Annotated in this window: 26 protein-coding genes; 10 read left to right on the top strand and 16 right to left on the bottom strand. The window is 71.5% G+C overall.

Annotated features, from left to right (window positions below):
• Window positions 1–24: 24 nt before the first annotated feature.
• From ACWD2L_RS06835 to ACWD2L_RS06795, 9 genes are read right to left on the bottom strand one after another with little or no spacing between them, the layout of a single operon-like run.
• A complete protein-coding gene (locus tag ACWD2L_RS06835; RefSeq protein ID WP_351331913.1) occupies window positions 25–651 on the bottom strand; it encodes a bifunctional 4-hydroxy-2-oxoglutarate aldolase/2-dehydro-3-deoxy-phosphogluconate aldolase in 627 nt (208 codons plus the stop codon).
• Window positions 648–911 carry an HPr family phosphocarrier protein gene (locus tag ACWD2L_RS06830; protein WP_351331915.1) on the bottom strand — a complete coding sequence of 88 codons (264 nt, stop codon included), beginning with the start codon at window positions 909–911 and terminating at the stop codon, window positions 648–650. The genes ACWD2L_RS06835 and ACWD2L_RS06830 overlap by 4 nt, the downstream gene beginning before the upstream one ends.
• Window positions 908–2,011: a DgaE family pyridoxal phosphate-dependent ammonia lyase gene (locus ACWD2L_RS06825; protein WP_351331917.1), complete on the bottom strand. Its 1,104-nt coding sequence runs from the start codon at window positions 2,009–2,011 to the stop codon at window positions 908–910. Before ACWD2L_RS06825 ends, ACWD2L_RS06830 begins: the two co-directional genes overlap by 4 nt.
• Before the next feature lie 25 nt (window positions 2,012–2,036).
• Window positions 2,037–2,789: a DUF4310 family protein gene (locus ACWD2L_RS06820; protein ID WP_351331918.1), complete on the bottom strand. Its 753-nt coding sequence runs from the start codon at window positions 2,787–2,789 to the stop codon at window positions 2,037–2,039.
• Window positions 2,790–2,802: 13 nt separating this feature from the next.
• The gene (locus ACWD2L_RS06815; RefSeq protein ID WP_351331920.1) at window positions 2,803–3,591 is read right to left on the bottom strand and encodes a DUF4311 domain-containing protein; all 789 of its coding nucleotides are present in this window, start codon (window positions 3,589–3,591) and stop codon (window positions 2,803–2,805) included.
• 4 nt (window positions 3,592–3,595) lie between these two features.
• Window positions 3,596–3,931, bottom strand: coding sequence for a DUF4312 family protein (locus ACWD2L_RS06810; protein ID WP_351331922.1), 336 nt, complete (start codon window positions 3,929–3,931; stop codon window positions 3,596–3,598).
• The gene (locus ACWD2L_RS06805; RefSeq protein WP_351331924.1) at window positions 3,928–4,296 is read right to left on the bottom strand and encodes an SFCGS family glycine-rich protein; all 369 of its coding nucleotides are present in this window, start codon (window positions 4,294–4,296) and stop codon (window positions 3,928–3,930) included. The genes ACWD2L_RS06810 and ACWD2L_RS06805 overlap by 4 nt, the downstream gene beginning before the upstream one ends.
• A 23-nt stretch (window positions 4,297–4,319) precedes the next feature.
• Window positions 4,320–4,715 (bottom strand): hypothetical protein, encoded by a 396-nt coding sequence (locus tag ACWD2L_RS06800; protein WP_351331926.1) that lies wholly within the window; start codon window positions 4,713–4,715, stop codon window positions 4,320–4,322.
• Window positions 4,716–4,760: 45 nt separating this feature from the next.
• On the bottom strand, window positions 4,761–5,921 hold the full coding sequence (locus ACWD2L_RS06795; RefSeq protein WP_351331927.1) for an amidohydrolase/deacetylase family metallohydrolase: 1,161 nt from the start codon (window positions 5,919–5,921) through the stop codon (window positions 4,761–4,763).
• A gap of 179 nt (window positions 5,922–6,100) precedes the next feature.
• Between ACWD2L_RS06795 and ACWD2L_RS06790 the strand changes: the two genes are divergently transcribed.
• Window positions 6,101–6,847, top strand: coding sequence for an IclR family transcriptional regulator (locus ACWD2L_RS06790; protein ID WP_351331929.1), 747 nt, complete (start codon window positions 6,101–6,103; stop codon window positions 6,845–6,847).
• A gap of 65 nt (window positions 6,848–6,912) precedes the next feature.
• Here the strand turns inward: ACWD2L_RS06790 and ACWD2L_RS06785 are convergent, their stop codons facing one another.
• From ACWD2L_RS06785 to ACWD2L_RS06775, 3 genes are all read right to left on the bottom strand, one after another.
• Window positions 6,913–7,197, bottom strand: a complete 285-nt coding sequence (locus ACWD2L_RS06785) for a hypothetical protein (protein ID WP_351331931.1) — start codon at window positions 7,195–7,197, stop codon at window positions 6,913–6,915.
• A gap of 112 nt (window positions 7,198–7,309) precedes the next feature.
• Entirely contained in the window at window positions 7,310–7,780 is a 471-nt protein-coding gene (locus ACWD2L_RS06780) for an SsgA family sporulation/cell division regulator (protein WP_351331933.1), read from the bottom strand.
• Window positions 7,781–8,058: 278 nt separating this feature from the next.
• Entirely contained in the window at window positions 8,059–8,265 is a 207-nt protein-coding gene (locus ACWD2L_RS06775; RefSeq protein ID WP_326016948.1) for a hypothetical protein, read from the bottom strand.
• 121 nt (window positions 8,266–8,386) lie between these two features.
• Here ACWD2L_RS06775 and ACWD2L_RS06770 point away from each other — a divergent pair, with 121 nt between their 5' ends.
• Window positions 8,387–8,860, top strand: coding sequence for a peroxiredoxin (locus ACWD2L_RS06770; protein WP_351331935.1), 474 nt, complete (start codon window positions 8,387–8,389; stop codon window positions 8,858–8,860).
• 13 nt (window positions 8,861–8,873) lie between these two features.
• Here the strand turns inward: ACWD2L_RS06770 and ACWD2L_RS06765 are convergent, their stop codons facing one another.
• From ACWD2L_RS06765 to ACWD2L_RS06755, 3 genes are read right to left on the bottom strand one after another with little or no spacing between them, the layout of a single operon-like run.
• Window positions 8,874–10,928, bottom strand: coding sequence for an iron ABC transporter permease (locus tag ACWD2L_RS06765; protein ID WP_351331937.1), 2,055 nt, complete (start codon window positions 10,926–10,928; stop codon window positions 8,874–8,876).
• Window positions 10,929–10,932: 4 nt separating this feature from the next.
• Window positions 10,933–11,916: an iron-siderophore ABC transporter substrate-binding protein gene (locus ACWD2L_RS06760; protein ID WP_351331939.1), complete on the bottom strand. Its 984-nt coding sequence runs from the start codon at window positions 11,914–11,916 to the stop codon at window positions 10,933–10,935.
• Window positions 11,913–12,785, bottom strand: coding sequence for an ABC transporter ATP-binding protein (locus ACWD2L_RS06755; protein WP_351331941.1), 873 nt, complete (start codon window positions 12,783–12,785; stop codon window positions 11,913–11,915). Before ACWD2L_RS06755 ends, ACWD2L_RS06760 begins: the two co-directional genes overlap by 4 nt.
• Before the next feature lie 143 nt (window positions 12,786–12,928).
• On the opposite strand from ACWD2L_RS06755, the gene ACWD2L_RS06750 reads away from it, so the two are divergent.
• From ACWD2L_RS06750 to ACWD2L_RS06715, 8 genes are all read left to right on the top strand, one after another.
• Window positions 12,929–13,486 carry a Dps family protein gene (locus ACWD2L_RS06750; protein WP_351331943.1) on the top strand — a complete coding sequence of 186 codons (558 nt, stop codon included), beginning with the start codon at window positions 12,929–12,931 and terminating at the stop codon, window positions 13,484–13,486.
• Between the two features lie 131 nt (window positions 13,487–13,617).
• Complete coding sequence (locus ACWD2L_RS06745; RefSeq protein ID WP_351331945.1) at window positions 13,618–13,779, top strand: hypothetical protein; 162 nt, start codon at window positions 13,618–13,620, stop codon at window positions 13,777–13,779.
• A gap of 77 nt (window positions 13,780–13,856) precedes the next feature.
• Entirely contained in the window at window positions 13,857–14,384 is a 528-nt protein-coding gene (locus ACWD2L_RS06740) for an HPP family protein (protein ID WP_351331946.1), read from the top strand.
• Window positions 14,385–14,598: 214 nt separating this feature from the next.
• Complete coding sequence (locus ACWD2L_RS06735; RefSeq protein ID WP_351331948.1) at window positions 14,599–16,233, top strand: ABC-F family ATP-binding cassette domain-containing protein; 1,635 nt, start codon at window positions 14,599–14,601, stop codon at window positions 16,231–16,233.
• An 82-nt stretch (window positions 16,234–16,315) separates the two neighbouring features.
• Window positions 16,316–17,965: an ABC-F family ATP-binding cassette domain-containing protein gene (locus ACWD2L_RS06730; protein ID WP_351331950.1), complete on the top strand. Its 1,650-nt coding sequence runs from the start codon at window positions 16,316–16,318 to the stop codon at window positions 17,963–17,965.
• A 182-nt stretch (window positions 17,966–18,147) separates the two neighbouring features.
• Window positions 18,148–18,507, top strand: coding sequence for a hypothetical protein (locus ACWD2L_RS06725; protein WP_351331952.1), 360 nt, complete (start codon window positions 18,148–18,150; stop codon window positions 18,505–18,507).
• A gap of 75 nt (window positions 18,508–18,582) precedes the next feature.
• Window positions 18,583–19,164 (top strand): carbonic anhydrase, encoded by a 582-nt coding sequence (locus ACWD2L_RS06720; RefSeq protein WP_351331954.1) that lies wholly within the window; start codon window positions 18,583–18,585, stop codon window positions 19,162–19,164.
• A gap of 8 nt (window positions 19,165–19,172) precedes the next feature.
• Window positions 19,173–20,654 carry a SulP family inorganic anion transporter gene (locus ACWD2L_RS06715; RefSeq protein WP_351331956.1) on the top strand — a complete coding sequence of 494 codons (1,482 nt, stop codon included), beginning with the start codon at window positions 19,173–19,175 and terminating at the stop codon, window positions 20,652–20,654.
• A 75-nt stretch (window positions 20,655–20,729) separates the two neighbouring features.
• Here ACWD2L_RS06715 and ACWD2L_RS06710 read toward each other — a convergent pair whose 3' ends face one another.
• Window positions 20,730–22,067: a lipase family protein gene (locus ACWD2L_RS06710; protein ID WP_351331958.1), complete on the bottom strand. Its 1,338-nt coding sequence runs from the start codon at window positions 22,065–22,067 to the stop codon at window positions 20,730–20,732.
• Between the last annotated feature and the right edge of the window lie 138 nt (window positions 22,068–22,205).

Below are 22,205 nucleotides of genomic sequence, written 5' to 3'. Positions count from 1 at the left end.
CCGTTACGTGTGCCTGACCTGCCGTCAGCCGACGCGCTGCTTCAGCCGGGCCACGTTGGCCGCCACGTCGCCGCGTGTGAGGTCGCTGCCGATACTCACCGAGAAGGCGCCCGCGGCGAGCCATGTGTCGGCGTCGTCCACGCTCACACCGCCCGTCGCCATGATCCGGGCACCGGGCAGTACGGAGAGCACCGACTTCAGGTAGGCGATGCCTCCGGCGTGGGCGGGGAACAGTTTGGCGACACCCCGGTCCGCCGCGACGCGCAGCTCGCTCGGGGTGAGGCCGCCCTCGACCAGGAGCCGGCCCGCGTCATCGGCGATGGGACGTACCTCGGGCACCTGGAACGGACTCACCAGGAAGTGCGCACCGGCCGCGAGCGCACGTTCGGCGATGTCGGGCGAGGTGACGGTGCCGAGGCCGAGTGTCACCTCGGGGAACTCCTTCGCCCAGGCCGCGACCAGGTCCTCCCAGCCGGGTGTGGTGGCGGTGAACTCGAAGGCGGTGAGGCCGCATTCGACGAGGGTGCGAGCCACCGTGTCGGCGGTGTCCGCGTCGGCCTCGCGCACGGTCGGGGTGACGCGGGCGGCGCGCAGGGCGTCGATGACTTCGGCGTGCATGGTGGACTCCGGTGGGGTGCGGGCTGTGGTCATGCCGGGGCCGCGATCTCGGCGAGGGCGTCCAGGGTCGACTCCGCGTCGGCCCCGCGGGCGCGCAGCACGATGGCGTCGCCGCAGCGGACGCTGAGTGTCATCAGCGACAGGACGCTGCGGGCGGGGACCTCGTGGCCGTCCTCCCGCGCGACGGTGACATCGCAGGAGGCGCGGGCGGCTATTTGGGCGAAGGCGGTCGCGGGGCGGGCGTGCAGGCCGGCCTCCTCGGTGACCACCAGGCGGCGTTCGACGACGGTCATCGGTTGTTCTCTCCGTCCAGCAGTGCGGTCAGCCGGTTCACCAGCTGTTCCTCTTCGTCGGGGTTCATGGGGCGCGGGTCGATGGCGAGACGCCCCGTGACGGCGTGATGGTCCCTCAGATACACGCCGGTCGCGGCGAGTTCGGCGGCGAGGGTGGCCGCGTCACGGCCCGCCGTGTCGGGGTCCACGGTGAGTTCGGTGCGGTGGATGTCGCGTCCCGCCTCGTCGCTGACGACCCGGGTGGTGAGGCCCGGCAGGTCCGCGAGGCGCGCGGCGAGCTTCTCCATGCGCGGCCGGTGCCCGCCGGCCTGGGCGCTGCCGTACTCGCGCAGGGCCTGGACGAGGCCGAAGAGGGTCTCCTTGCCGACCTTCATCGGGCGGGCGATGCCGCCGTACTGGGCCCGGCACGCCGCCATGTGCGCGGCGCTGCCGCAGATCATCCCGGAGGTGGGTCCGCCGACGGCCTTGCCGCCGCTGTAGATCACCAAGTCGGCGCCGGTGGCGGGCCAGTGGCGCAGTTCGCCCTCTGCCGCGGCGTCGACGATGACCGGGACGTCGTGGGCGCGGGCCACCTCGATGGTCTGCGCGAGGGAGACCATGCCCTTCTGCACGGCGTGGTGGGACTGGACGTACAGCAGGGCCGCGGTGCGCGGTCCGATCGCGCCGGCCAGGTGGTCGGCGGTCACCTTGTTCGCGGAGCCGACCTCGACGGCAAGGCCGCCGCCGAGCGCGACCATCTGCCGTACGGGCGCGCCGAAGTGGACGGAGTGGCCGCGCGGCAGGATCACCTCGCAGGGGGCGTCGCCCGCGTCGGGCAGGGCCTCGATGCGGGACAGGTCGGTGCCCGCGATGACGGCGGCGACCGCGATGGCGATGCCGGAGGCGGCTCCCGTGGTGGGGCAGCCGTCCTCGGTGCCGGTGGCGCGGCCGATCTCGCGGCCGACGGCGGCCATCAGGTCGTCCATGACGACGTGGTGGCGGGCGGCATCGCCCATCGCGGCGATGACACCGTCGCTGAGGACACTGCCGCCGAGAGCCGTCATCTTCCCGCTGGCGTTGATGGCAGGCGGTGTGCCGAGGTCGTGGTGGAGAGTGTGCACGGTACGTCCTAAGGCCTGGGGGCGGTCACTTGCCGGGGATCGGGAAGAAGAGGCCCGCGATCATCGCGCCGATGATGGCTCCGCCGGTCAGCGGCTTCTGCCACTTGTAGAAGAGCGCGGCGCCGACGGTGGAGCCGATGCCGACGGGCAGCGAGGCGGTGGCGGCGGAGATGATGACGAGCGGGCCCAGATAGCGACCTGCGGAGTTGCCCGCGCCCATCATCACGTCGGCGCCGAACGTGGAGGTGCCACCCGTGGAGTTCACGGTGGCACGCCGGATCGCGAGGATCGCGACGCCGATCAGACCGCCGAGGGCAGCGCCCACCGGGATCGCGAGCCAGAAGTGCTCCAGCGGGGCGGTGAACCCTGCGCCGAGCAGCATGGCGGGGATGCCGATGCCGACGCCGGTCTGGAGGGAGCCGCCGATGTCGAGGATGCCGACCATGGGCCCCTCGATGACGCGAGCGAACAGGAAGCCCGCGCCGAAGGCGGCCGCGGCGCCGTAACTGCCGTTCTCCATACCGGCCTTGAGCATGGAGGCGACCGCGACGTCGCTGAACACGCCGGTCCCGTACGTGTAGTAGAGCTGGGTGCCGGTGAAGATGCCCGCGGCCAGGCAGGCCACGAAGACGGGGAAGGCCCATTCGGAGAGCCAGAAGCTGCCCTCGCCCGGCACCTTGGTCAGGAAGCCGCCCTTGGCCGGCTGCTCGCCGGAACCGGAGCCGGAGCCGGACTGCGCCGGTATGCCGCCCGTGGCGGAGGTTGATGTGTCGGTCATGTCGCTGCCTGCCTCACTCGGGCTTGGTGCCGGTCACGTCGTGGAAGTGCGTGAGCCAGTGCGGGATGTCGACGTTCAGCTGCTGGAGCAGGGTGAGGTCGGCCCCGCGCAGGAAGGTGCTGGCCGCGAAGAGGGTGAGCACCACGGCCGCGAGGGACTTGGTGACCTTCGTCCAGCCCAGGTCGTCGACGCCCTTGCCGATGACGATGCCGAGCACGATGCCGGGCACGGCGTTGCCCATCACGAGGTGGCCGAGACCGCCGAGGACGGTGCCCCAGGCGCCGGCCCGCCGGCCCGCGTCGACGGCGGCCATCCAGAAGATGATCGGCATCACGGGGTTGATGAGCCACTCCGACGCGGGCCCGAGCACCTTGGCCGCGACATCCTGCAGGGAGTGCGGGATCGAGGCGGCCGTGGTGTTGAGGAGGGCGACCAGGAGCATGCCGACGACGGTGCCGGTGAGCGCCATCCGCCGGGGGTTGTGCAGCGTCTCGGCCAGCTTCCGGTTCTTGATCATCGCGACCGAAGCGGTCCAGTGCGGCACGATGCGGTGGTCCACGTCGGAGGTGAGCGCGCCGGTGCCGACCGCGCTCGACCAGGCGTTGAAGAGGAAGCCGAGACCGAACGAGAAGTGGGCGACCGGGTCGTTCTGACACGCGTTCAGCTCGCCGAGGGTGCGGAAGGCGCCCATGCCCTGGACCTTCGGCGCGTGGAACATGCGGGCCACGCCCGCGGAGGCACCGAAGCCGATGAGTCCGCCGATGACGAGGGACTCGAGCAGGACGGTGAGGGTCTCGTTCATCGGGTCACCTCATGTGCAGGGCGTGCTGGACCGGCGAGAGCCGCTCCTCGCGCACCGTGAAGTCGACGGTTTCCAGGTCGAGGGAGGCCACCTGCACCTCGACGCGCAGGGTGAGTTCGTAGCGCTGCCGGGTGCGGGGGAAGAGGAGCCCGAGGAAGCGTTCCGTCCAGCGGTGTTCCACGGCCGAGACGACCTCGAGTTCGAGGGGTTCGACGCGGAAGCACACGCCGTCGGTCACCTTGTCGACCGACGACTGCACCTGCCCGATGGCGGTGGCGAACGCCTTGTCCCTGGTGGGGCCGGAGCCGGTGAGCCGCAGGGTGTGGCGGGTCTGCTTCACGAGGCGTCCTTCCCCAGCTTCTTGATCAGCGCCTCGGTGACCTTGAAGCCCAGTTCCTCGCTGTCGAGGAAGCCGAAGCCGAGGACGGTGCGGCCCTGTTCGACGGCGGTCACCCCGGCCTGCGCCGAGCGCATGCCGAACTCGATGTCGTGGCCGTACTTGGCCTTGGCGGTCACCGCTCCGGCGCCTCCGCTGCCGCAGAAGGAGATGCCGAGCGCGGCGCCCTCGGCGTCCATCACGTCGCCGACCTTCATGTCGGCGCCGGGGCCCGGGATGAGGACGGGCTCGCCGCCCGCCGCGCGGATGCCGTCGGCGACGGCCTGGCCCTTGCCGAGCCGGTGTCCGATCACGATCTTGACTGTCATGGCGGTGCTCCCTGGTGTGTGGGTCAGGCCTGAGGGGTGGACTGGTGCTGGAGCTGTGCCGCCGCCTCGAAGTGCAGGGCGAGCAGCAGGACTTCGGTGTCCCCCGCGAGGAATTCGCGCGGGGCGCAGTAGGTGTCGATGAGGGTGCGGGCGGCCGCCATGCGGTCCGCGCCGAGTTCGGAGGCCAGTTCCGGGTCGAGCGGGTCGAGGTGTTCGCCCGTGCGCACCCGGCGGACGAAGGCGAGCGCGTGCACGGCGAGGGCGAGCACCCGTGTCTCGTCGAAGTCGACCCCGGCGACCTGTGCGTGGGCCCGTGCCAGCGGCAGGAACTCCGCGAGGTCCACCCGGTCCTCTTCGGTGACGGGCTGCGAGGTGTCCTGGACGGCCGTCGCGAGCCGTTCGATCAGGGGCGTGCTCATTCACGGGCCTCTCGGTGGTTCGGTGGAGCGGTCGGTGGGTGGGACTCAGCCGGGTGCGGTCCCGAGGGTGTGCAGACGTCCGGCGCGCACCGTCGCGACCGCCTTCAGGTGGGTGGTGGTGGTACGTGTGTCGCCGTCGGCGTCGGTCAGTACGGTGGCGCCCTCGGCGAGCCGCAGCAGCGTCAGGTCGGCGGCTCCCCCGACGCGCAGGGTGCCCAACTCACCGTCCAAGCGGAGGACTTGGGCGGGGTGCAGTGTCGCGCAGCGGATCACCTGGTGCGGCGTGAGGCCGAGCGCGAGCAGCTTGTTGAGCGTGGTGACGAGCGAGTGGACCGGCCCCTCGGCATTGCCCACGTGCACGTCGGTGCTGATGGTGTGCGGGGTGAAGCCGGCGGCGAGGGCCCGTTCCGCGGTGGCGAAGCTGAGGCTCGCGCTGCCGTGACCGACATCGAGCCGCACGCCGCGCGCCACCGCCCGGCGCGCGGCGCCCTCGCTGCCGAAGAGGCCGCCGGGCTTGCCGTGGAAGGCGTGCGTGACGACGTCGCCCTCGCCGAGCAGGTCCAGTACGTCGGCGAGGCGCGGCGGCTCGTTGCCGACGTGCACCATCACCGGCCGGCCCACCCGCGCGGCGACCCGCTTGGCGGCCTGCAGGGGTGCGAGGCCGCTGTCGCCGAGGACCGAGGAGCTCATCCGCACCTTGATGCCGCGCACCCGGTCGGGGTGCTCGCGCAACAGCTTCTCGGTGGCCGCCTCGTCGATGTCACCGGGGCCGCCCGCCAGTTCGGTGCGGCCGTGGACGAGGCCGTGCCGGGAGATGTTGAGCCAGCTCAGGACGCGGGTCGCGGCGGCGCTGACAACGTTGCCCGCGAAGTCGTCCCAGTGGTCGCTGCCGCAACTGCCCGCGTCCACGACGGTGGTGACGCCCTGTTCGACGCCGACGGTGTCCGCGGGCACACCGAGCGAGGTGCGGGGCGCATAGACGTGTGAGTGGAGGTCGATGAGGCCGGGTGCCACGAGCAGGCCCGTGGCATCCACGCGCTCCGCGCCGTCCAGCGTGCCGGGGTCCCCGGTCGCGATGATCCGGCCGCCCCGCACGGCGAGGTCACCGGCGTAGGGCTCCGGGCCCAGGGGGTCGGCCAACAGGCCACCGGAGACGACGAGATCGAATCGTTGCGGATCTTCGGAAGGAGCTGCGTGCACAGCCATGGACGGCGACCTTTCCCGGCATGAAAGTGGTGCGTACGACGACGGGCACAGCCGGAGCGCGGCAGCGCATACGGCTGCTGGGCGCACGAGTTGAGGACCCGAGTTCGTTCCGTGGAGTAGAATGGCATTCCGCTCTGCGGATCGAGTGGAAACATAGCCCGCGTCTCCTCGGAGGGTCAATGGAACCGAGCAAGCCCGCGAATTCCGTCGTCAAGGCGCTTCGAGTACTGCACGCCGTGGCGCGTGCGGACGGACCGCACCGGCTCGGCGACATCGCGGAGCGCTCCGGCGTCTCCAAGGCCAGCACGCACCGGGTCCTCGCGACACTCGTCGAGGAGGGGTACGCGGCCGCCGACGGCGAGGGACGCTACGGCTGCGGCAACCAACTGCGCGCGATGGCCGCGCAGGTGCTGGCCGACGACGCGGTCGGCATCGACGCCGTGCTGCGCGCGCTGCAGCAGCGGCTCGGACAGGCCGTGCACCTGGCGGTGCCGAGCGGGGACCATGCCACGTACACACACAAGGTCGACCCGGGGCACGCCTACCGCATCGCCACCGACGTCGGCGCCCCGCTACCGCTGCACGCGACGGCCGCGGGCAAGGCGCTGCTGGCCCATCTGCCGACCGGGGAGGCCGCCGCCGTCCTCGACCGCACCGGACTGCCCGCCCGCACCCCTCACACGCACACCGACCGGGCAGCGCTCATCGACGAGTTGGCCGCGATCCGCGACGCCGGGTACGCCACCGACTACGAGGAGGCGGACGCGTCGATCTGCTCGATCGCGGCCCCGGTCCTCGACGCGGACGGCACACCGGTCGCCGCCATCTCGGTCTCCTCGCTCACCTTCCTCGTCACCGAGGAGCAACTGGCCGGGTTCGCCGCGGCGGTGGGGCAGGCGGCACAGGACGTATCCCGCCGCTTGTGACGACACACCAGGGCCCCTGCACACCAGGTGTGCAGGGGCCCGGCCCGTTGGTGTCACGGCAGGGTTCAGGCGGCGCATCCGCACTGACCGCAGCATCCCAGCCAGCGGCGCAACGTCGCGTGCACGCCGTCCGGGAGCGCGCTGAGCCGCTCAATGGCCTCCGTGTCGCCGGGCGAGGGCGCGATGCCCGACGCCGTGAGCACGGCGTGCAGTTCGAGGCGGCGCATGTCCTTCGGGTCGACCCGGGGAGGCAGTCGGTGTGCCGGGTTCGGCGGGGCCAGCAGCCAGTCGTCGGCCCAGTCGATGGCGCGGATCTGCTCTTCGTCCAGCCCGGTCGCGATGGTGTGCATGCCGGCCTCCTTCGTGGCGTACGCCGTTGTCTCGAAGGCAGAGAGACACGGGAGCCATGTACCGGTTGCGGCCGGGACCGAGGATCACACGAAAGGCGCAATGCGCGGATTGTCACGCATTTCCGGCCTCTCCCGGGCGTCCCCTTTCGTCGAGGAACAGCTCCAACTCCCGTTCCATCGCGCCCTGGTCCGCCTCCGCCCCGAACGGGACGAGGGCGTGACTGCGTTCCAGATAGGTGAGCAGCGCCCGGTGCCCCATCACGAAGCGGACCGGCTCGCCGGCGTGGGTTCCGCGGATCTCGATCTCCACGCCGAGCGGCTCGCCCTCCTGCGCGACGGGCCGCACGGTGACATCGCCGATGCCCGCCGCACAGCTGAGTCCCGCGGAGAGCAGATCACGGGACAGCACCCAACTCCCGCCGCGCGCCGCGCCCTTGGGCACGATGATCCGGACGACCAGGGGGTCGTCCGCGCTGTACCGCAACTGGACCTCGCACGCGAGCCCCTCGCCGTCCGGGTAGGCGAGAACTCCCGTGGTCAGCGCCTCCAGGCGCCCATACGTGTGCCGTTCGTCAGGGCTCACCCTGACTCACCCCATCCCTGCTGTCGCACCTGTGCGGGAGCACTCACCACTCCATGCCCCGCACCCGGCGGCACTGCCGGTGCGTGGGGTCGCCCGGCCCATCACCGCTCCCGCCGGACTGTGCTGCCGCCCGACAAGGGCGACATTCCCAACCTTAGGCCAAGGGGTATACGCCGAGTGGCATATGCGCGAATGACCAGAGGGCCTTCACAGCCAGTTCGACGCGAGGGGCGGACACCGCAGGAACGTTCGACCGCACCGCTCCCCCAGGACGCCGGTCAGACGTCGTCCTCCCCTGCGGGCAGGTGGGTGTCACCGTCCGACCAGTGGTTGATCCAGCCACAAGCGCCGCACGCGTAGCGGCCGTTGATGCCTGCCACCACGGTTCCGCAGCCACCGCACTGCTTCTCGGTGACCTGCTGTCCGGAGAGGAAGGCGGCAGCAGCCACTGCCGTCTCCACGTTCTGGTCATGCGACACGTCCATGAGGCGCCCCTACCCAGACGGCACCGGCTCAACATCCCTGGGGCACATTCTGTTCGGCGGTCCTTACCGTCCGGTATACGTGGACGGCACACACGTTCACCGCTCTGCCCTGGGAGGCCCCATGCCCACGTCCGCCCGCGTCCAAGCCGGATCCGTCGTCGCGGACTTCACACTGCCCGACGAGACGGGGGCGCCGACCTCGCTGTCGTCCCTGCTCGCCGAGGGGCCGGTCGTGCTGTTCTTCTACCCGGCCGCGCTCACCCCCGGCTGCACCGCGGAGGCCTGCCACTTCCGGGATCTGGCGGCGGAGTTCGCGGCGGTCGGCGCGCGCCCGGTGGGGATCAGCTCCGACGCCGTCGAACGCCAGCGGGAGTTCACGCAGCGGCACACCCTCGGGTTTCCGCTGTTGTCGGACCCCGAGGGCGAGGTGCGCGGCCGGTTCGGGGTGGCGCGCGGTTTCGGCCCGCTGCCGACGAAGCGCGCCACGTTCGTGATCGGCACCGACCGGCAGGTGCTCGAGGTGGTCCGCAGCGAGTTCAGGATGAGCGCGCACGCGGACCGAGCTCTCGAGGTGCTTCGTACGAAGGCGGGCTGAGGGCCCGCCTTCACTAACGCCGTCCGCGGACCAGCAGGTACACGAAGTACGGCGTGCCCACGACGGCCGTCATCAGGCCCGCGCCCAGCTGGGCCGGGGCGATGACGTAGCGGCCCAGCAGGTCCGCGACACAGACGAGGGCGGCGCCCAGGAGCATCGCCACAGGCACCACGCGCACGTGCTTGCGTCCCACCAGGGCGCGGGCCGCGTGCGGTGCGACGAGGCCGACGAAGCCGATCGTGCCCGCGGCCGCGACGGCCGTGGCGCTGAGCAGCACGCTGAGCACCAGGAAACCGAGGCGTCCGCGCGCGAGGTCGAGGCCGAGGAGGCGGGGCGTGTCCGCGTCGAGCGAGACGAGGTCGAGCTCCTTGCGCCGGGCGACCGCGATGACCGCGCCGACGACGAGCACGGCCGCGACCGGCAGCACGTCCTGGAAGCCGCGCCCGTACGTCGAACCCGACAGCCACACCAGGGCCTTCGTCGCGCTGAACCGGTCGGTGAGCACGATCAGGAGGCTGATCAACGCCGCCGTCCCCGACGCCGTGCCGACACCGATCAGGACGAGCCGGCTCTGCTGGAACCCGCCCTTGGCCGCGAGCCCGAACACGATCGCCGAGGTGACTCCGGCGCCCGCGAACGCCGCGCCGGCGATGCTCCACGAGCCGGCGCCGGGCACCGTGGTGACCATGAGGACGGCGCCGAGCGCGGCGCCGCCGGAGACACCGAGGACGCCGGGTTCGGCGAGCGGGTTGCGGGTCACGGACTGCACGAGGGTGCCGGACAGGGCGAGCGCCGCGCCCGCGCACAGGGCCGCCAGGACGCGTGGAACCCGGGTGTCCAGGACGAACGTGATGGCCTGACCGGCCTGTCCGCCCGCCCAGTTGACGACGTCGCCGAGGAGCAGGGTGCTGTCGCCGAGGAGGACGCCGGCGACGGCCGTGCCGACCAGCACGGCGGCCAGGGCGACCACGGTGACCGCGAAGACCTTGCGGCTCGGGATGCGCAGCCGGTCCGGCGGCGCGGCGGCGTCCCCGTCGCGCAGTCGCATCGCCATCACGACGAGGAACACCGCGCCGACGACGCTGGTGACCACGCCCGTCGGCACGGTCACCGCCACCTGGGCGGAGGTCACGGCGCGCAGCAGCAGGTCGGATCCGAGCACGAGCGCGGCGCCGACGAGGCCCGCGACGGGGATCCGCACCCGGTGCGGAACGAGCGAGCGCACGCGACGGGCCACCGGCCTGACCAGGGCCGGGGCGCACAGGCCGACGAAACCGATCGGTCCGGCGATGGTGACGGCGGCCGCCGAGATGAGCGCCGCGAGCACGACGGCGGTGACGCGAGTGCCGCGCACCGGGATACCGAGGCCGCGCGCCGCGTCGTCCCCGAGGGTCAGCCCGTCGACGCGGCGGGCGATCAGCATGAGGCCGATGAGCGCGACCACCACGATGGGCGCCATGCGGGCCACACCGGCGAAACCGTTCTGGGCGATGCTGCCCTGGTTCCACTGGTAGAGGCCCTCGGTCTGTTCGGGGAAGAGCAGGATCAGCGACTCGGTGACGGCGTTGAGGCCGAGGGCGAGGGCGCTGCCCGCGAGGACCAGGCGGACGGTGGTGGCGGCGCGCCCGGCGAGGCCGAGCACGACGGCCGCCGCGGCGAGTCCGCCGATGAAGGCGACCGCGGAGGACGCGAACACGGAGGCGGTCGCGCCGGTGACCGCGAGCACGCCGAGCGCCAGGTACGAACCGGCGTTGACGGCGAGGGTGTCGGGCGAGGCGAGCACGTTGCGGCTGACCGCCTGCAGCACGGCGCCGGCCGCGCCGAGCGCGACGCCGACGAGCAGCCCGGCCACCATGCGCGGCAGCCGGGAGGCGACGACGACGGAGGCGTCGCCCGCCTCGGCCTGCCCGGTGAGGGCCTGCCACACCTGACGGGCGCCGACATCGGCCGTGCCGTAGGTGATGTCGACGACGGCGAGCACGGCGACGAGCAGCACGAGCCCGGCCGTCACCCCGACGGCGCCGAAGGACGGCGCCGTCAGAGTGCGGGGAGGTGAGGTGACGGCCACGTGCCTACTTCTTCGTCAGGGCGGCGACGACGCCGTCGATGTAGTGCTCCATCGACTTCGGTCCACCGAACAGCCAGGTCCCGTCGGGCAGTCGGTGCACGTCACCGGACTTCACGAAGGGCAGCGACTTCCACACGGAGTTGTCGGCGAGGTCCTTGGCGAAGACGTCGGAGCCGCCGGCCTTCTTGTTGCTGATGTACGTGAACCGCACGTCGTCGCCGAGCCCGGTGAGGCCCTCGACGTCGGTGGTGGCCAGGCCGTAGTCCTTGTCGCCCTTGACCTTCCAGGCGTTCTTCAGGCCGAGGTCCTCGTTGACGGTGCCGAGCAGGGAGCGGCCGGTGAAGGCGCGCACGGAGACCTGGTTGGAGGCCGAGTAGCCGTCGGCGGTGGCGATCTTCGAGCCGTCGGCGCCCGCGTCCTTGAGCGCCTTCTTGCCCTCGGCGAGCTTCGACTCGTACGCCTTCTTGGTGGCCTTGGCCTCGTCCTGCTTGCCGGTGGCCTTGGCGATGGTGTCGAGGGTCTCGAACACCGTGCCGACCTGGTCGGCACCGTCGGCCGACTTCACCTGGAGGACCGGGGCGATCTTCTTCATCTGCTTGACGGCGGACGCCGACAGGTCGTTCGTGGCGATGATGAGGTCGGGGGTGAGGCCCGCGATGCTGTCCATGCTGGGCTCGCCCCGAGTACCGATGTCCTTGGGCGAGTTGGTGAGCGGCGCGGCGGTGTCCCACGCCTTGTAGCCCTTGACGTCCGCGACGCCCGCGGGGTCGACGCCGAGCGTGACGAGGGACTCGACGACGTTCCACTCGGTGCCGACGACCTTGGTCGCCGGGCCGTCGAGGCTCACCTTGGAGCCGTCCACACCGGTCAGGGTGATCTTCTCGGACTTGGCGTCGGAGCCGGCCTTCGCGGGCTCGGAGGAGCCACAGGCGGACAGGACGAGGGCCGCGGCCGCGGCCGCCGAGGCGATGATCAGAGGGCGTCTCATGAGGTGCTCTGGAGCCTTTCGCTTCTGCTGTGGTGACGGCCTATCGCGCGGGTGCGCAGCCGTCCGGTGAAGGGGTCTGTGTCGACGTCGACGCGGATGCCGTACGTCTCGGAGAGGCGCTCGGAGCGCAGTACGTCCTCGGGGGCGCCGTCGGCGATGACGCGGCCGTCGCTGAGCAGCGCGATCCGGTCGGCGACGGCGGCCGCCTGGTCGAGGTCGTGCAGGACGACGCCGACGGCGATGCCGCCGTCGTCCGCCAGGTCCCGCATGAGGTCGAGGAGTTCGATCTGGTAGCGCAGGTCGAGGTAGGTGGTCGGCTCGTCGAGGAGGAGTACGCCGGTCTGCTGGGCGAGGCAGCTCGCCAGCCACACGCGCTGCAACTGCCCGCCGGAGAGCTGGTCGACGCCCCGGTCCGCGAGCGTCTCGACGCCGGTCAACGCGAGGACGTGTGCGACGACCTCGGGGCCGTCGGCGTCGGCCTGGCCCCACCGGCCGCGGTAGGGGTAGCGGCCGAACTCGACGACGTCGCGCACGGTGAGCCCGCCCGGCGTGGGTCTGCTCTGCGTCAACAGGGCGACCCGGCGAGCGAACTGGCGGGCGGTGAGGTCGAAGCCGTCGGCGGCGTCGGACGTGCCCGGATCGAGGCTCAAGGTGCCGTGCCGGGGCTTCTGCAGCCGTGCGACGGTCCGCAGCAGCGTCGACTTTCCGCTGCCGTTGGGGCCGACGAGGGCGGTCACTTCGCCGGGCTTGAGGACGAGGGCCGCGTCGTGCACGACGTCGACGCCGTCGTACGACACGGTCACATGCTCGGCCGACAGTTCGTGACCGCGCGGACGAGGGGCGCTACCTGCGCGTTCACCAGATCTCACGACTTGAAGGTTAGCCTAACCTTACCGGCCGGGGAACCCCGGGGACCGTGCCCCGATCGGCGCCGACCATGAATGGATCCGGCATGCGGGGTAGTCCGTCAGTGCAGCTCATCCCGCTCGAACTCCGAAGGGAGACACGCACCATGGCTCTGCGGAGCAACCCGAAGTACACCGTCCCCGGCCTCTCCGTCACCGAGGCCGGCGAGCTCATCGACATCCTGCAACTGCGCCTGCACGCCCTCAATGATCTGCACCTCACGCTCAAGCACATCCACTGGAACGTCGTCGGACCGCACTTCATCGCCGTGCACGAGATGATCGACCCGCAGGTCGACAAGGTCCGGGACATGGCGGACGAGGTCGCGGAGCGCGCCGCGGCGCTCGGCGGCGTCAGCCACGGCACACCCGGCGCGCTCGTCGCCGCGCGGACCTGGGAGGACTACAGCGTCGGCCGGGCGGACGCGCTCGCCCACCTCGGCGCCCTCGACGTCGTCTACACAGGTCTCGTCGAGGACGTCCGCAAGGCGGTCGAGCGGACCGGCGCGATCGACCTGGCCACCCAGGACCTGCTGATCGGGCAGCTGCGCGACCTCGAGAAGTTCCAGTGGTTCGTCCGCGCCCACCTGGAGACGGCGGGCGGCGCCCTGCGCACCGGTGACGCCGACACCGAGACGGAGGCGGCACGCCAGGCCGTACGGTGAGGCCCACGGGCCCGATCGTGTGACTGCGCCCCGGTGGTGCACCCCGCGCACCACCGGGGCCGTCTACGGTGGGAGTTCGTCAATTGTTGAATCGACGGGGCACCGCGCCGCGTCGATCGTGAGGAGCTCTCATGTCCGACGAAGAGCCGCAGCGCACAAGTAAGTTGGGCGTCGAGATGCGGCAGGTGTCTCTGGACGACGGCAGCGTGATGACGATCGTGTGCGACGCGGGCATGTCCGAGGCGGATGTGCGCTCGCGGGCGACCCGGATCGCGGAGGACAACCGGCGGTAGTAGCGGTCCGTCCTGGCCTTGCTTGCCCTTTCTTGCCCGAGAGGCAAGCAAAACGCCCAGGCTTCAACACTTTGTTTATGATCACCGGGTTCCCGCTCGTCCTGCCCGGAGATCGCATGTCCACGCCCCCGTCCGCCGCCTCCCGCCCTCATCCCCTGCACGCCCTGCGGGCCACCGTCTTCGCGATCGGCGCCCTGCTGGTGCTCGTCGCGGTCGGCGTGCTGCTGCGGCAGCCGCTCCTGATACCCCCGCTCGCCGCGAGCGCCGCCCTGGTGCACGGCGCGCCCGGACTGCCGATCTCGCAGCCGCGCAATCTCGTCGGAGGCCAGCTGATCTCCGCCGCCATCGGGTTCGGGACGCTCGCGGTGACGGGGAGCAACGGGTGGGGCGCGGCCGTCGCCGCCGGTCTCTCGCTGGGGGCGATGATGCTCACGCACCTCTCCCACTCCCCCGCCGCCGCCACGGCGGTGATCGTCGTGCTGCAGGCCCCGCACCCCGTCCCCTTCCTCTCCCTGCTCGCGCTGGGCACCGGGCTGCTGGTCGCCGTCGGACTGCTGCCGGGCCGGATCGGCGGACACCCCGTGCGCTACCCGCAAAGCTGGTGACCGCGGGCCCGTAGCTGTTAGTGTTCTTGGACCTTTCGCTTGATCGAGGAGAACGAACATGGCGGTGGACGACGACATCTCCGGGTGATGACCCGGCTCTCACAGGCCAGCGGCCGGTGCGCGGATGCATCGCCGGAGTGGCCTCACAGTCGTCCCCTTTCCTGTTCCGGGCAGCCGTATCGGTCTGTCCGTCTCCCACGCGAGGTCTGCTTCCGTGTCCGACGCTTCGGTCGTCAGCTCGAACCTGTCCTTCTCCTGGCCCGACGACACCCCGGTGTTCGACGGCCTCTCCTTCTCCGTGCCGACGGGCCGCACCGGTCTCGTGGCCCCGAACGGCGCGGGCAAGAGCACCCTTCTCAAGCTGATCGCCGGTGAGCTGAAGCCGACCGGCGGCTCGGTGACCGTGCACGGTGTGCTCGGCCATCTCCCCCAGAACCTGCCGCTGGCCGGCTCGCTCACCGTGGCCGAGGTGCTCGACGTCGCCGAGATCGTCCGTGCCCTGGACGCCGTCGAGTCCGGGGATGTGAGCGAGGAACACTTCACCGTCATCGGCGACGACTGGGACATCGAGGAGCGCACCCGCGCCGAACTCGACTCCCTCGGCCTCGGTGCCCTCGGTCTCGACCGGCGTCTCGACACGCTCAGCGGCGGTCAGATCGTCTCCCTGGGGCTCGCCGCCCAGCTGCTGCGCCGACCCGATGTGCTGCTCCTCGACGAGCCGACCAACAACCTCGACCTCGACGCACGCCGCCACCTGTACGACGTGCTGGAGCGCTGGAACGGCTGCCTGCTGCTGGTCAGCCACGACCGCGCACTCCTCGAACGCATGGAGCGGATCGCCGAACTGCACCACGGTGAACTGCGCTGGTACGGAGGCAACTTCACCGCGTACGAGGAGGCGGTGAGCGCGGAACAGGACGTCGCCGAGAAGAACGTCCGCAACGCCGAACAGGAGGTCAAGCGCGAGAAGCGGGAGTTGCAGCAGGCCCGTGAGCGCGCCGAGCGGCGTGCGAGCAATGCCGCGCGCAACCTGAAGAGCGCCGGACTGCCCAAGATCTTCGCGGGGACCATGAAGCGTGGCGCCCAGGAGTCCGCGGGCCGGGCCGGGCAGACGCACGCGGCCCGCGTCGGCGATGCCAAGGCACGTCTCGACGAGGCGGAGCGCGCCGTGCGCGATGATCCGCGCCTCGTCCTCGATCTGCCCGACACCAAGGTGCCCGCGGGCCGCACCCTCGTACTGGCCGAGCACGCGCAGGTCCGCCACGGCGAGCGGGACCTGTTCTCCGCCGGGGGCCTCGACTTCGCGGTGCGGGGTCCTGAGCGCATCGCGCTGACGGGTCCCAACGGGGCGGGGAAGACGACCCTGTTGCGGCTCGTGAGCGGTGATCTCCAGCCGAGCGGGGGCAGCGTGAAGCGGGCCGACGGCCGGATCGCCTATCTGTCTCAGCGTCTGGACCTGCTCGACCCCGAGCGCACCGTCGCCGAGAACTTCGCCGCGTTCGCGCCGGGGCGCCCGGCGGCGGAGCGGATGAATCTGCTGGCCAGGTTCCTGTTCCGCGGCCCGCGCGCCCAGCTGCCGGTCGGGGTGCTGTCCGGCGGGGAGCTGCTGCGGGCCACCCTGGCCTGCGTGCTGTGCGCGGAGCCGGCCCCGCAGCTGCTGCTCCTCGACGAGCCGACGAACAACCTCGACCTGGTCGGCGTCGGCCAGCTGGAGAGCGCGCTCGGCTCCTACCAGGGCGCGTTCATGGTGGTCAGCCACGACGAGCGGTTCCTCGCGCGGATCGGAGTGGAGCGCGGGCTGCGGCTCGCGGGCGGCAAGCTGACCGAGGTGGGGGCGCCCGAGATGTGACCCGCCGGCGTGACGACATGGCCCGCCCGAGGTGTACGCCCGGCGGGCCCCACCGCTGCTCACGTCGGACGGAACACAGCTCATGGCCACGACCGCCCTCATCGCCCACGACCTGATCCGCACCCTCGGCACCCGCCGCGTGCTCGATGGTGTGTCGCTCACCGCCGCTCCCGGCCGCCGCATCGGCCTGATCGGCGAGAACGGGGTCGGCAAGTCGACCCTGCTGCGCCTGCTCGCCGGCGTCGACACACCCGACTCCGGCAGCGTCGTACGGCCGCCCGACCTCGGCTTCCTCCAGCAGGAGGCGCCGTACGAGGCCACGACGACGATCGCGGACGTGCTGGCCGACGCGCTGCGCGAGACCCGCGCCGCACTCGCCGAGCTCGACCGGATCGGCGACGAGCTCGCCCGGACACCGGAGGACTCCGACACGTATCCGGAACTCCTCGCCACCTATGGGCAGTTGCTTGAGGATGCCCGGGAACGCGAGGCATGGGACGCGGACCGGCGCGCCGAGATCACCCTCGCCGGGCTCGGCCTCGGGTCGCTCGCCCACACCCGCGCCCTGGGTTCGCTCTCCGGTGGCCAGCGCGGGCGGCTCTCCCTGGCGGCGCTGCTCGCGCGCCGCCCCGCCGCGCTACTGCTCGACGAGCCGACGAACCATCTCGACGACGACGCCGCGCTGTTCGTGGAAGAACAGGTGCGGGCACTGCCCGGCGTGGTCGTCCTCGCCAGCCACGACCGGGCGTTCCTCGACGCCGTCTGCACGGACCTTGTCGACCTCGATCCGGCAGTGGAGGGGCCCGTGCGGTTTGGCGGCAACTACAGCGCCTACCTCGGGGAGAAGCGAGCAGAGCGGGGGCGGTGGGAGCGGCGATTCGCCGAGGAACAGGAGGAGTTGGTCGCGCTGCGGCACGCGGCCGGTGTCTCGGCGCGCCGCGTCGCCCCGGACCGTGCTCCGCGCGACAACGAGAAGATGGGGTACGGCGTCCGCGCCAACCGGGTGCAGAGTCAGATCTCACGCCGGGTCCGTAACGCCACCCGGCGCCTGGAGGAGTTGGAGCGCACCCAGGTCGCCGCGCCTCCCCCGCCGCTGCGCTTTCGGCCCGACCGCCTCGCCGACAGGTGGTCGGGCGAGGGCGAGGACATCGATGAGCCGCTGGTGTCCCTGCGGGCGGTCGATGTTCCGGGACGGCTCACCCTGGACCGGCTCGACGTCACGCCCGACGACCGCCTACTGGTCACGGGTGCCAACGGCAGTGGGAAGTCAACCCTGTTGGCGGTTCTTGCCGGGCAGCTGACGGCGCGCGGCGGGACACGGCGGCGGGCGGGACTGTCGGTGGGGCTGCTCGCCCAGGACTCCGTGTTCGCGCGGCCCGAGCGCACCGCCCGGGACACGTACGCGCAGGAGCTCGGGTTCGCGCGGGCCGAGGCGGTGCCGCTGGCCGGGCTCGGCCTGCTGGGCCCGGCCGACCTCGGCAAGCCCGTGGGCCGGCTTTCGGTCGGCCAGCGGCGCCGGCTCGCGCTCGCGCTGCTCGTGGCGGATCCGCCGGAGCTGCTGCTGCTCGACGAGCCGACGAACCATCTGTCCCCCACGCTGTGCGACGAGTTGGAGGACGCGCTGGGCGCGGGGCCCGGCGCCATCGTCGTCGCCTGCCACGACCGCCGGCTGCGCGAACGCTGGCAGGGCCGGGAGATCCGCCTCGTACGGGACGCACACGAAGGATCGTGACTTAGGGCGAGATCACGGGTCCAGGGGTGCCATTCACGCCAAACAGCCCCACCTTTCACGCATCCTTCGACCCGAAACACCCCGTTAACCCACGAGCCACCTTTGCAGAGTTAACCTGTCTCTTGACCATCAGTTGACCGTACGTTGGCTATCTCTTGGTGAGAGATATGCGAGGGGAAACCATGTCCCGAGGTGGGAGCAAGCGCACAGCGATGGCCTTTGTCATCGCCCTGCTGCTGTCGCTCCCCCTGCTCGCGTCCGGACATTCGTTCGCTTCCGCACATACCCCGGTCGCGGCGCCGGCCGACGCGAAGGCCTGCCACGGCGACGGGACAGCCCCCCAGGGGCCCGCCGAAGCGGTCCGTACCCGCGACCGCCATCGGACGGCCGCGGGCTCGTCCCAGCTTCCCCACCCCGACGCCGAGTCACTCGCGCCGCGCATCACCGCCGCATCGGCGATCGCACCACACGCCTCGTACGCCAGACCGGTCAGATCCATCGACGAGCTGACAGCGGCGTCCCTTCAGGTCTTCCGCTGCTGATTCCCGACAGCTGTTCCCCCACCTGTCCTGCCCGTCCGACGCGCCCTGCCGGCGCGCCAGGAGGAATCACCACACATGCAGCCCCTCATCGACAACGCCCGCACGTTCGGCCGGCGCCCTGAGGAGTTCGCCAGTCACGCCGACGGCCAGTCCCCGCAGGTCCTGTTCATCACCTGCTCCGACTCTCGCGTCGTGCCGGCCCTGATCACGGGCGCGCGCCCCGGTGAGCTGTTCGAGCTCCGCACCGCGGGCAACATCGTGCCCCCGTACGCCAATGGCAGCCCCTGCGGGGAGACCGCCACCATCGAGTACGCCGTGGAAGTCCTCGGCGTCCAGGACATCGTCGTGTGCGGGCACTCGCACTGCGGGGCGATCGGCGCGCTGGTGCGCGGCGACGACCTCGCGGCCGTGCCCGCCGTCAGGGACTGGCTCGCGCACGCCGCGGACGAGCCCGGCGCGTGCGATCCGGCCGACGTCACCGTCTCCTCGGCCGTCCAACAGCACGTCCTCGCCCAGCTGCTCAGGCTGCGCTCCTACCCGTGTGTGGAGCGCGGGCTCGCCGACGGCCGCCTCACGCTGCGCGGCTGGTACTACGAGGTGCACACCGGCGGCGTCCGCGAACACCGTGTCGACACCGACGCGTTCGAGACTCTGTGAGCGCCACCGTGACCGAACCCACCCCCCACACCCCGACTCCCAAGTTCCCTCATCTCAAGGCGGACTTCACCGCCTCGCTCGTCGTGTTCCTGGTGGCACTTCCGTTGTGCGTCGGCGTGGCCGTCGCCTCCGGTGTGCCCGCCGAACTCGGTTTGATCACCGGCATCGTCGGCGGCATCGTCACCGGCCTGATGCGGGGCAGCAGCCTCCAAGTGTCGGGGCCTGCCGCCGGGTTGACCGTGCTCGTGTACGAAGCGGTGCGCGAGTTCGGTCTGCCGGTCCTTGGTGTCATCGTGCTGGCGACCGGCCTCTTGCAGATCGCGATGGGCGCGCTGAAGGTGGGCCGCTACTTCCGGGCCATCTCGGTGTCGGTCGTCGAGGGCATGCTCGCCGGCATCGGCCTGGTCCTGATCGCGGGCCAGCTGTACTCGGTACTCGACGCCAAGGCCCCGGAGTCCGGGATCGGCAAGATAGCGGGGCTCCCGGAGGCGTTCCTCGACGCGCTCGGCAGCACCAGTGCGCTGGCCTCGCTCGCCCTGGGCGCCGGGACCGTCGCGATCCTCGTGTTCTGGAAGCACATGCCGCGCAAGGCGCGCGTCGTTCCCGGTCCGCTCGCCGCGGTGGGCCTGGCCATGCTGGCGGCGTTCGTGTTCGACGCGCCCGTCACCATGGTCGAGGTCAACGGTCTGCTCGGCTCGATCCAGCCGCCGCCGCTCGAGGCGTTCGGTGAGCTCCTCTCCGTCGGTGTGCTCGGCATGCTCGTGGCGTTCACGCTGATCGCCTCGGCGGAGTCGCTGTTCAGCGCGGCGGCCGTGGACCGGATGCACGACGGTCCGCGCACCGCGTACGACAAGGAGCTGCTCGCCCAGGGCGCGGGCAACGCGGTGTGCGGCGTGCTCGGCGCGCTGCCGATGACCGCGGTGATCGTGCGCAGCTCGGCCAATGTGCAGGCGGGCGCCAAGACGAAGGCTTCGCGGGTCATGCACGGCGTATGGCTGCTGCTGTTCGCCGCGCTGCTGCCCGCGCTGCTCGCCTTCATCCCGATCCCGGCCCTCGCGGGTGTGCTGGTCCACGCCGGGGCGAAGCTGGTGCCCGTACGGGCACTGGTGAAGCTCTGGCGCGACCATCGCGGTGAGGCGCTGATCCTGGTCGTCACCGCGGTGTCGATCGTGGCGGTCAGCATGTTCGAGGGCGTGCTCATCGGCCTCGCCCTGTCGATCGTGAAGACCGCCTGGGAGGCCTCGCACATCAAGCTGGAGATCATAGACAAGGGCGCGGGCCCGGTGCAGGCTCACCTGTCCGGCAACGCGACGTTCCTCAAGCTGCCGAAGATCCTCGACAGCCTGGAGGCACTCCCGCAGGACCGCCCCGTGGAGCTGAACCTGTCCGGCCTCCACCACCTGGACCATGCGTGCCGCACGGCCCTGGAGAACTGGGCGGAACGCCACAGCTCCGCGGAGACGGAACCGGTGAAGGTGACATCGACCTGACCCCGCTGCGAAAGCCCCGACTCCCTTGCCACGCAAGGGAGTCGGGGCTTTCGCGCGCCGTTCGTACCCGAACGCTCAGCTGTGTGACGGGAGTTCGGCGCAGGTGGAGGTCGCGGGTTCGCCGGAGAGGCGGTCGGTGAGCCAGGTGATCGCCGGGCCCTGGTCGGTGAGGAGCGGGGCGAAGTGGTTGATCAGGGCGCGGCCGACGTCCGGGAGTTTCACCGGCTTGTATGTGACCTGGGCTCCGCGGCCGCACCAGTCGACGGCCAACTGGCGGGCCTGGCCGTGCGGGACGAGGTTGTCGCTGACACCTGTGGCGACGCGCACCGGGCTCTGCGGCTCGATGGTGCCGATGCGCTGCTGGTCGAGGAACTCCTGGAGGCGGGGTTCGGCCTTGATGATGTCTTCGAGGGTCTGGCCGTCCTTCGTCCAGGCCGAGCTCTTCTTCGACGAGTAGCCGAGGATGGCGTCGCCGACGCACGCCGTGGAGAAGTCCTTCAGGGCGGCCCGCCCCTTGTCGTTCAGGTGCTTGTCGGCGATCGCCTGAAGCTCCGGGTCCGACTGCAGGAACCCGTTGAGCGACCAGCCGAGCGCGCCGACGAGGTCGGTTCCGTCGATGGCCTTGGTGGTCGCGGTCAGGTCGGCGGGCGGCGCTCCCGCGTACGTGCCCGAGAGCGTGACTTCGGGCGCGTAGGTGGGCTGGAGTTCGGCGGCGGCCGCGGTGGCGCCGCCGCCCTGGCTGTAGCCGAAGAGGCCGACCCGCGAGCCGCTGGTGATCGTGGCGTCCTTGAGGGCGCGGGCGGCCCGCACGGCGTCGAGCACGGCGTGCGCCTCGTCGAGCCGGTTCACGTAGGTGTGCAGGCGGTCCGTGGCGCCCAGGCCGATGTAGTCGGTGACGACGACGGCGACGCCCTTCGCGAGGAGCCGGTAGATCGCCAGGTCCTCGTAACCGGCAACCAGTGTCCGCCCGTTGATGCGCAGAGGGTGCTCGAGACCCATCGACGCCGCGCACTGGTCGCCCTGCCCCTGCGTGCCGGGGGCGAGTGCCACGAGTGGGCGGGGGCCGGAGCCGCGCCACTTGGCGCTGGGCTCGATGTACGCCCCCGTGGACGCGGCGGGCTTCCCGTTGGAGTCGGTGGTCTTGTACATGATGCGGGTCGCCTTGCCGGGCAGCGGTCCGTTCAGGCCGGGCAGGCTGAGGGCGAGCGGGAGCCCCTCGCTGCGGATCAACGACCCGTTGGCGCCGGGCAGTTCGGCCGGCGGGTTGTAGAACGCGGGGATCGTGACACCGCGCGAGACCGTGTCACCGGAGGTCTCCGCTCCGGTGGCTGCCGCGGCGGGCACGGCCTGCGCACCGACACACGCGGCGAGGGTGACAGCGGCGGCCAGTAGGCGGGTGGGGGCGGCGGGCATGGCGAACCTCCGGTCTACGGGCGGGAGTCGACCCCCGCCTGGCGGCTGTCGGCCGGAAAACCGGGCAGGCCGACGGCGCGTCCGGAGCGGTCGTCCCACCGCCACCGCGCGCCTTGCCGGACGCTATCCAGACAACCG

The sequence above is a fragment of the Streptomyces sp. NPDC002754 genome (assembly GCF_053592315.1).
This window is presented reverse-complemented; position numbering and strand designations above follow the sequence as displayed.

Bases quoted from the DNA above. Each gene is read 5' to 3' on its own strand.
- ACWD2L_RS06740 (WP_351331946.1), top strand. From the start codon at position 13,857: ATGATCACCGGGTTCCCGCTCGTCCTGCCCGGAGATCGCATGTCCACG.
- ACWD2L_RS06785 (WP_351331931.1), bottom strand. From the start codon at position 7,197: ATGCACACCATCGCGACCGGGCTGGACGAAGAGCAGATCCGCGCCATC.
- ACWD2L_RS06805 (WP_351331924.1), bottom strand. From the start codon at position 4,296: ATGACAGTCAAGATCGTGATCGGACACCGGCTCGGCAAGGGCCAGGCC.
- ACWD2L_RS06720 (WP_351331954.1), top strand. From the start codon at position 18,583: ATGCAGCCCCTCATCGACAACGCCCGCACGTTCGGCCGGCGCCCTGAG.
- ACWD2L_RS06775 (WP_326016948.1), bottom strand. From the start codon at position 8,265: ATGGACGTGTCGCATGACCAGAACGTGGAGACGGCAGTGGCTGCTGCC.
- ACWD2L_RS06830 (WP_351331915.1), bottom strand. From the start codon at position 911: ATGACCGTCGTCGAACGCCGCCTGGTGGTCACCGAGGAGGCCGGCCTG.
- ACWD2L_RS06835 (WP_351331913.1), bottom strand. From the start codon at position 651: ATGACCACAGCCCGCACCCCACCGGAGTCCACCATGCACGCCGAAGTC.
- ACWD2L_RS06750 (WP_351331943.1), top strand. From the start codon at position 12,929: ATGGCTCTGCGGAGCAACCCGAAGTACACCGTCCCCGGCCTCTCCGTC.
- ACWD2L_RS06795 (WP_351331927.1), bottom strand. From the start codon at position 5,921: ATGGCTGTGCACGCAGCTCCTTCCGAAGATCCGCAACGATTCGATCTC.
- ACWD2L_RS06820 (WP_351331918.1), bottom strand. From the start codon at position 2,789: ATGACCGACACATCAACCTCCGCCACGGGCGGCATACCGGCGCAGTCC.
- ACWD2L_RS06760 (WP_351331939.1), bottom strand. From the start codon at position 11,916: ATGAGACGCCCTCTGATCATCGCCTCGGCGGCCGCGGCCGCGGCCCTC.
- ACWD2L_RS06815 (WP_351331920.1), bottom strand. From the start codon at position 3,591: ATGAACGAGACCCTCACCGTCCTGCTCGAGTCCCTCGTCATCGGCGGA.
- ACWD2L_RS06745 (WP_351331945.1), top strand. From the start codon at position 13,618: ATGTCCGACGAAGAGCCGCAGCGCACAAGTAAGTTGGGCGTCGAGATG.
- ACWD2L_RS06730 (WP_351331950.1), top strand. From the start codon at position 16,316: ATGGCCACGACCGCCCTCATCGCCCACGACCTGATCCGCACCCTCGGC.
- ACWD2L_RS06800 (WP_351331926.1), bottom strand. From the start codon at position 4,715: ATGAGCACGCCCCTGATCGAACGGCTCGCGACGGCCGTCCAGGACACC.
- ACWD2L_RS06710 (WP_351331958.1), bottom strand. From the start codon at position 22,067: ATGCCCGCCGCCCCCACCCGCCTACTGGCCGCCGCTGTCACCCTCGCC.
- ACWD2L_RS06770 (WP_351331935.1), top strand. From the start codon at position 8,387: ATGCCCACGTCCGCCCGCGTCCAAGCCGGATCCGTCGTCGCGGACTTC.
- ACWD2L_RS06725 (WP_351331952.1), top strand. From the start codon at position 18,148: ATGTCCCGAGGTGGGAGCAAGCGCACAGCGATGGCCTTTGTCATCGCC.
- ACWD2L_RS06790 (WP_351331929.1), top strand. From the start codon at position 6,101: ATGGAACCGAGCAAGCCCGCGAATTCCGTCGTCAAGGCGCTTCGAGTA.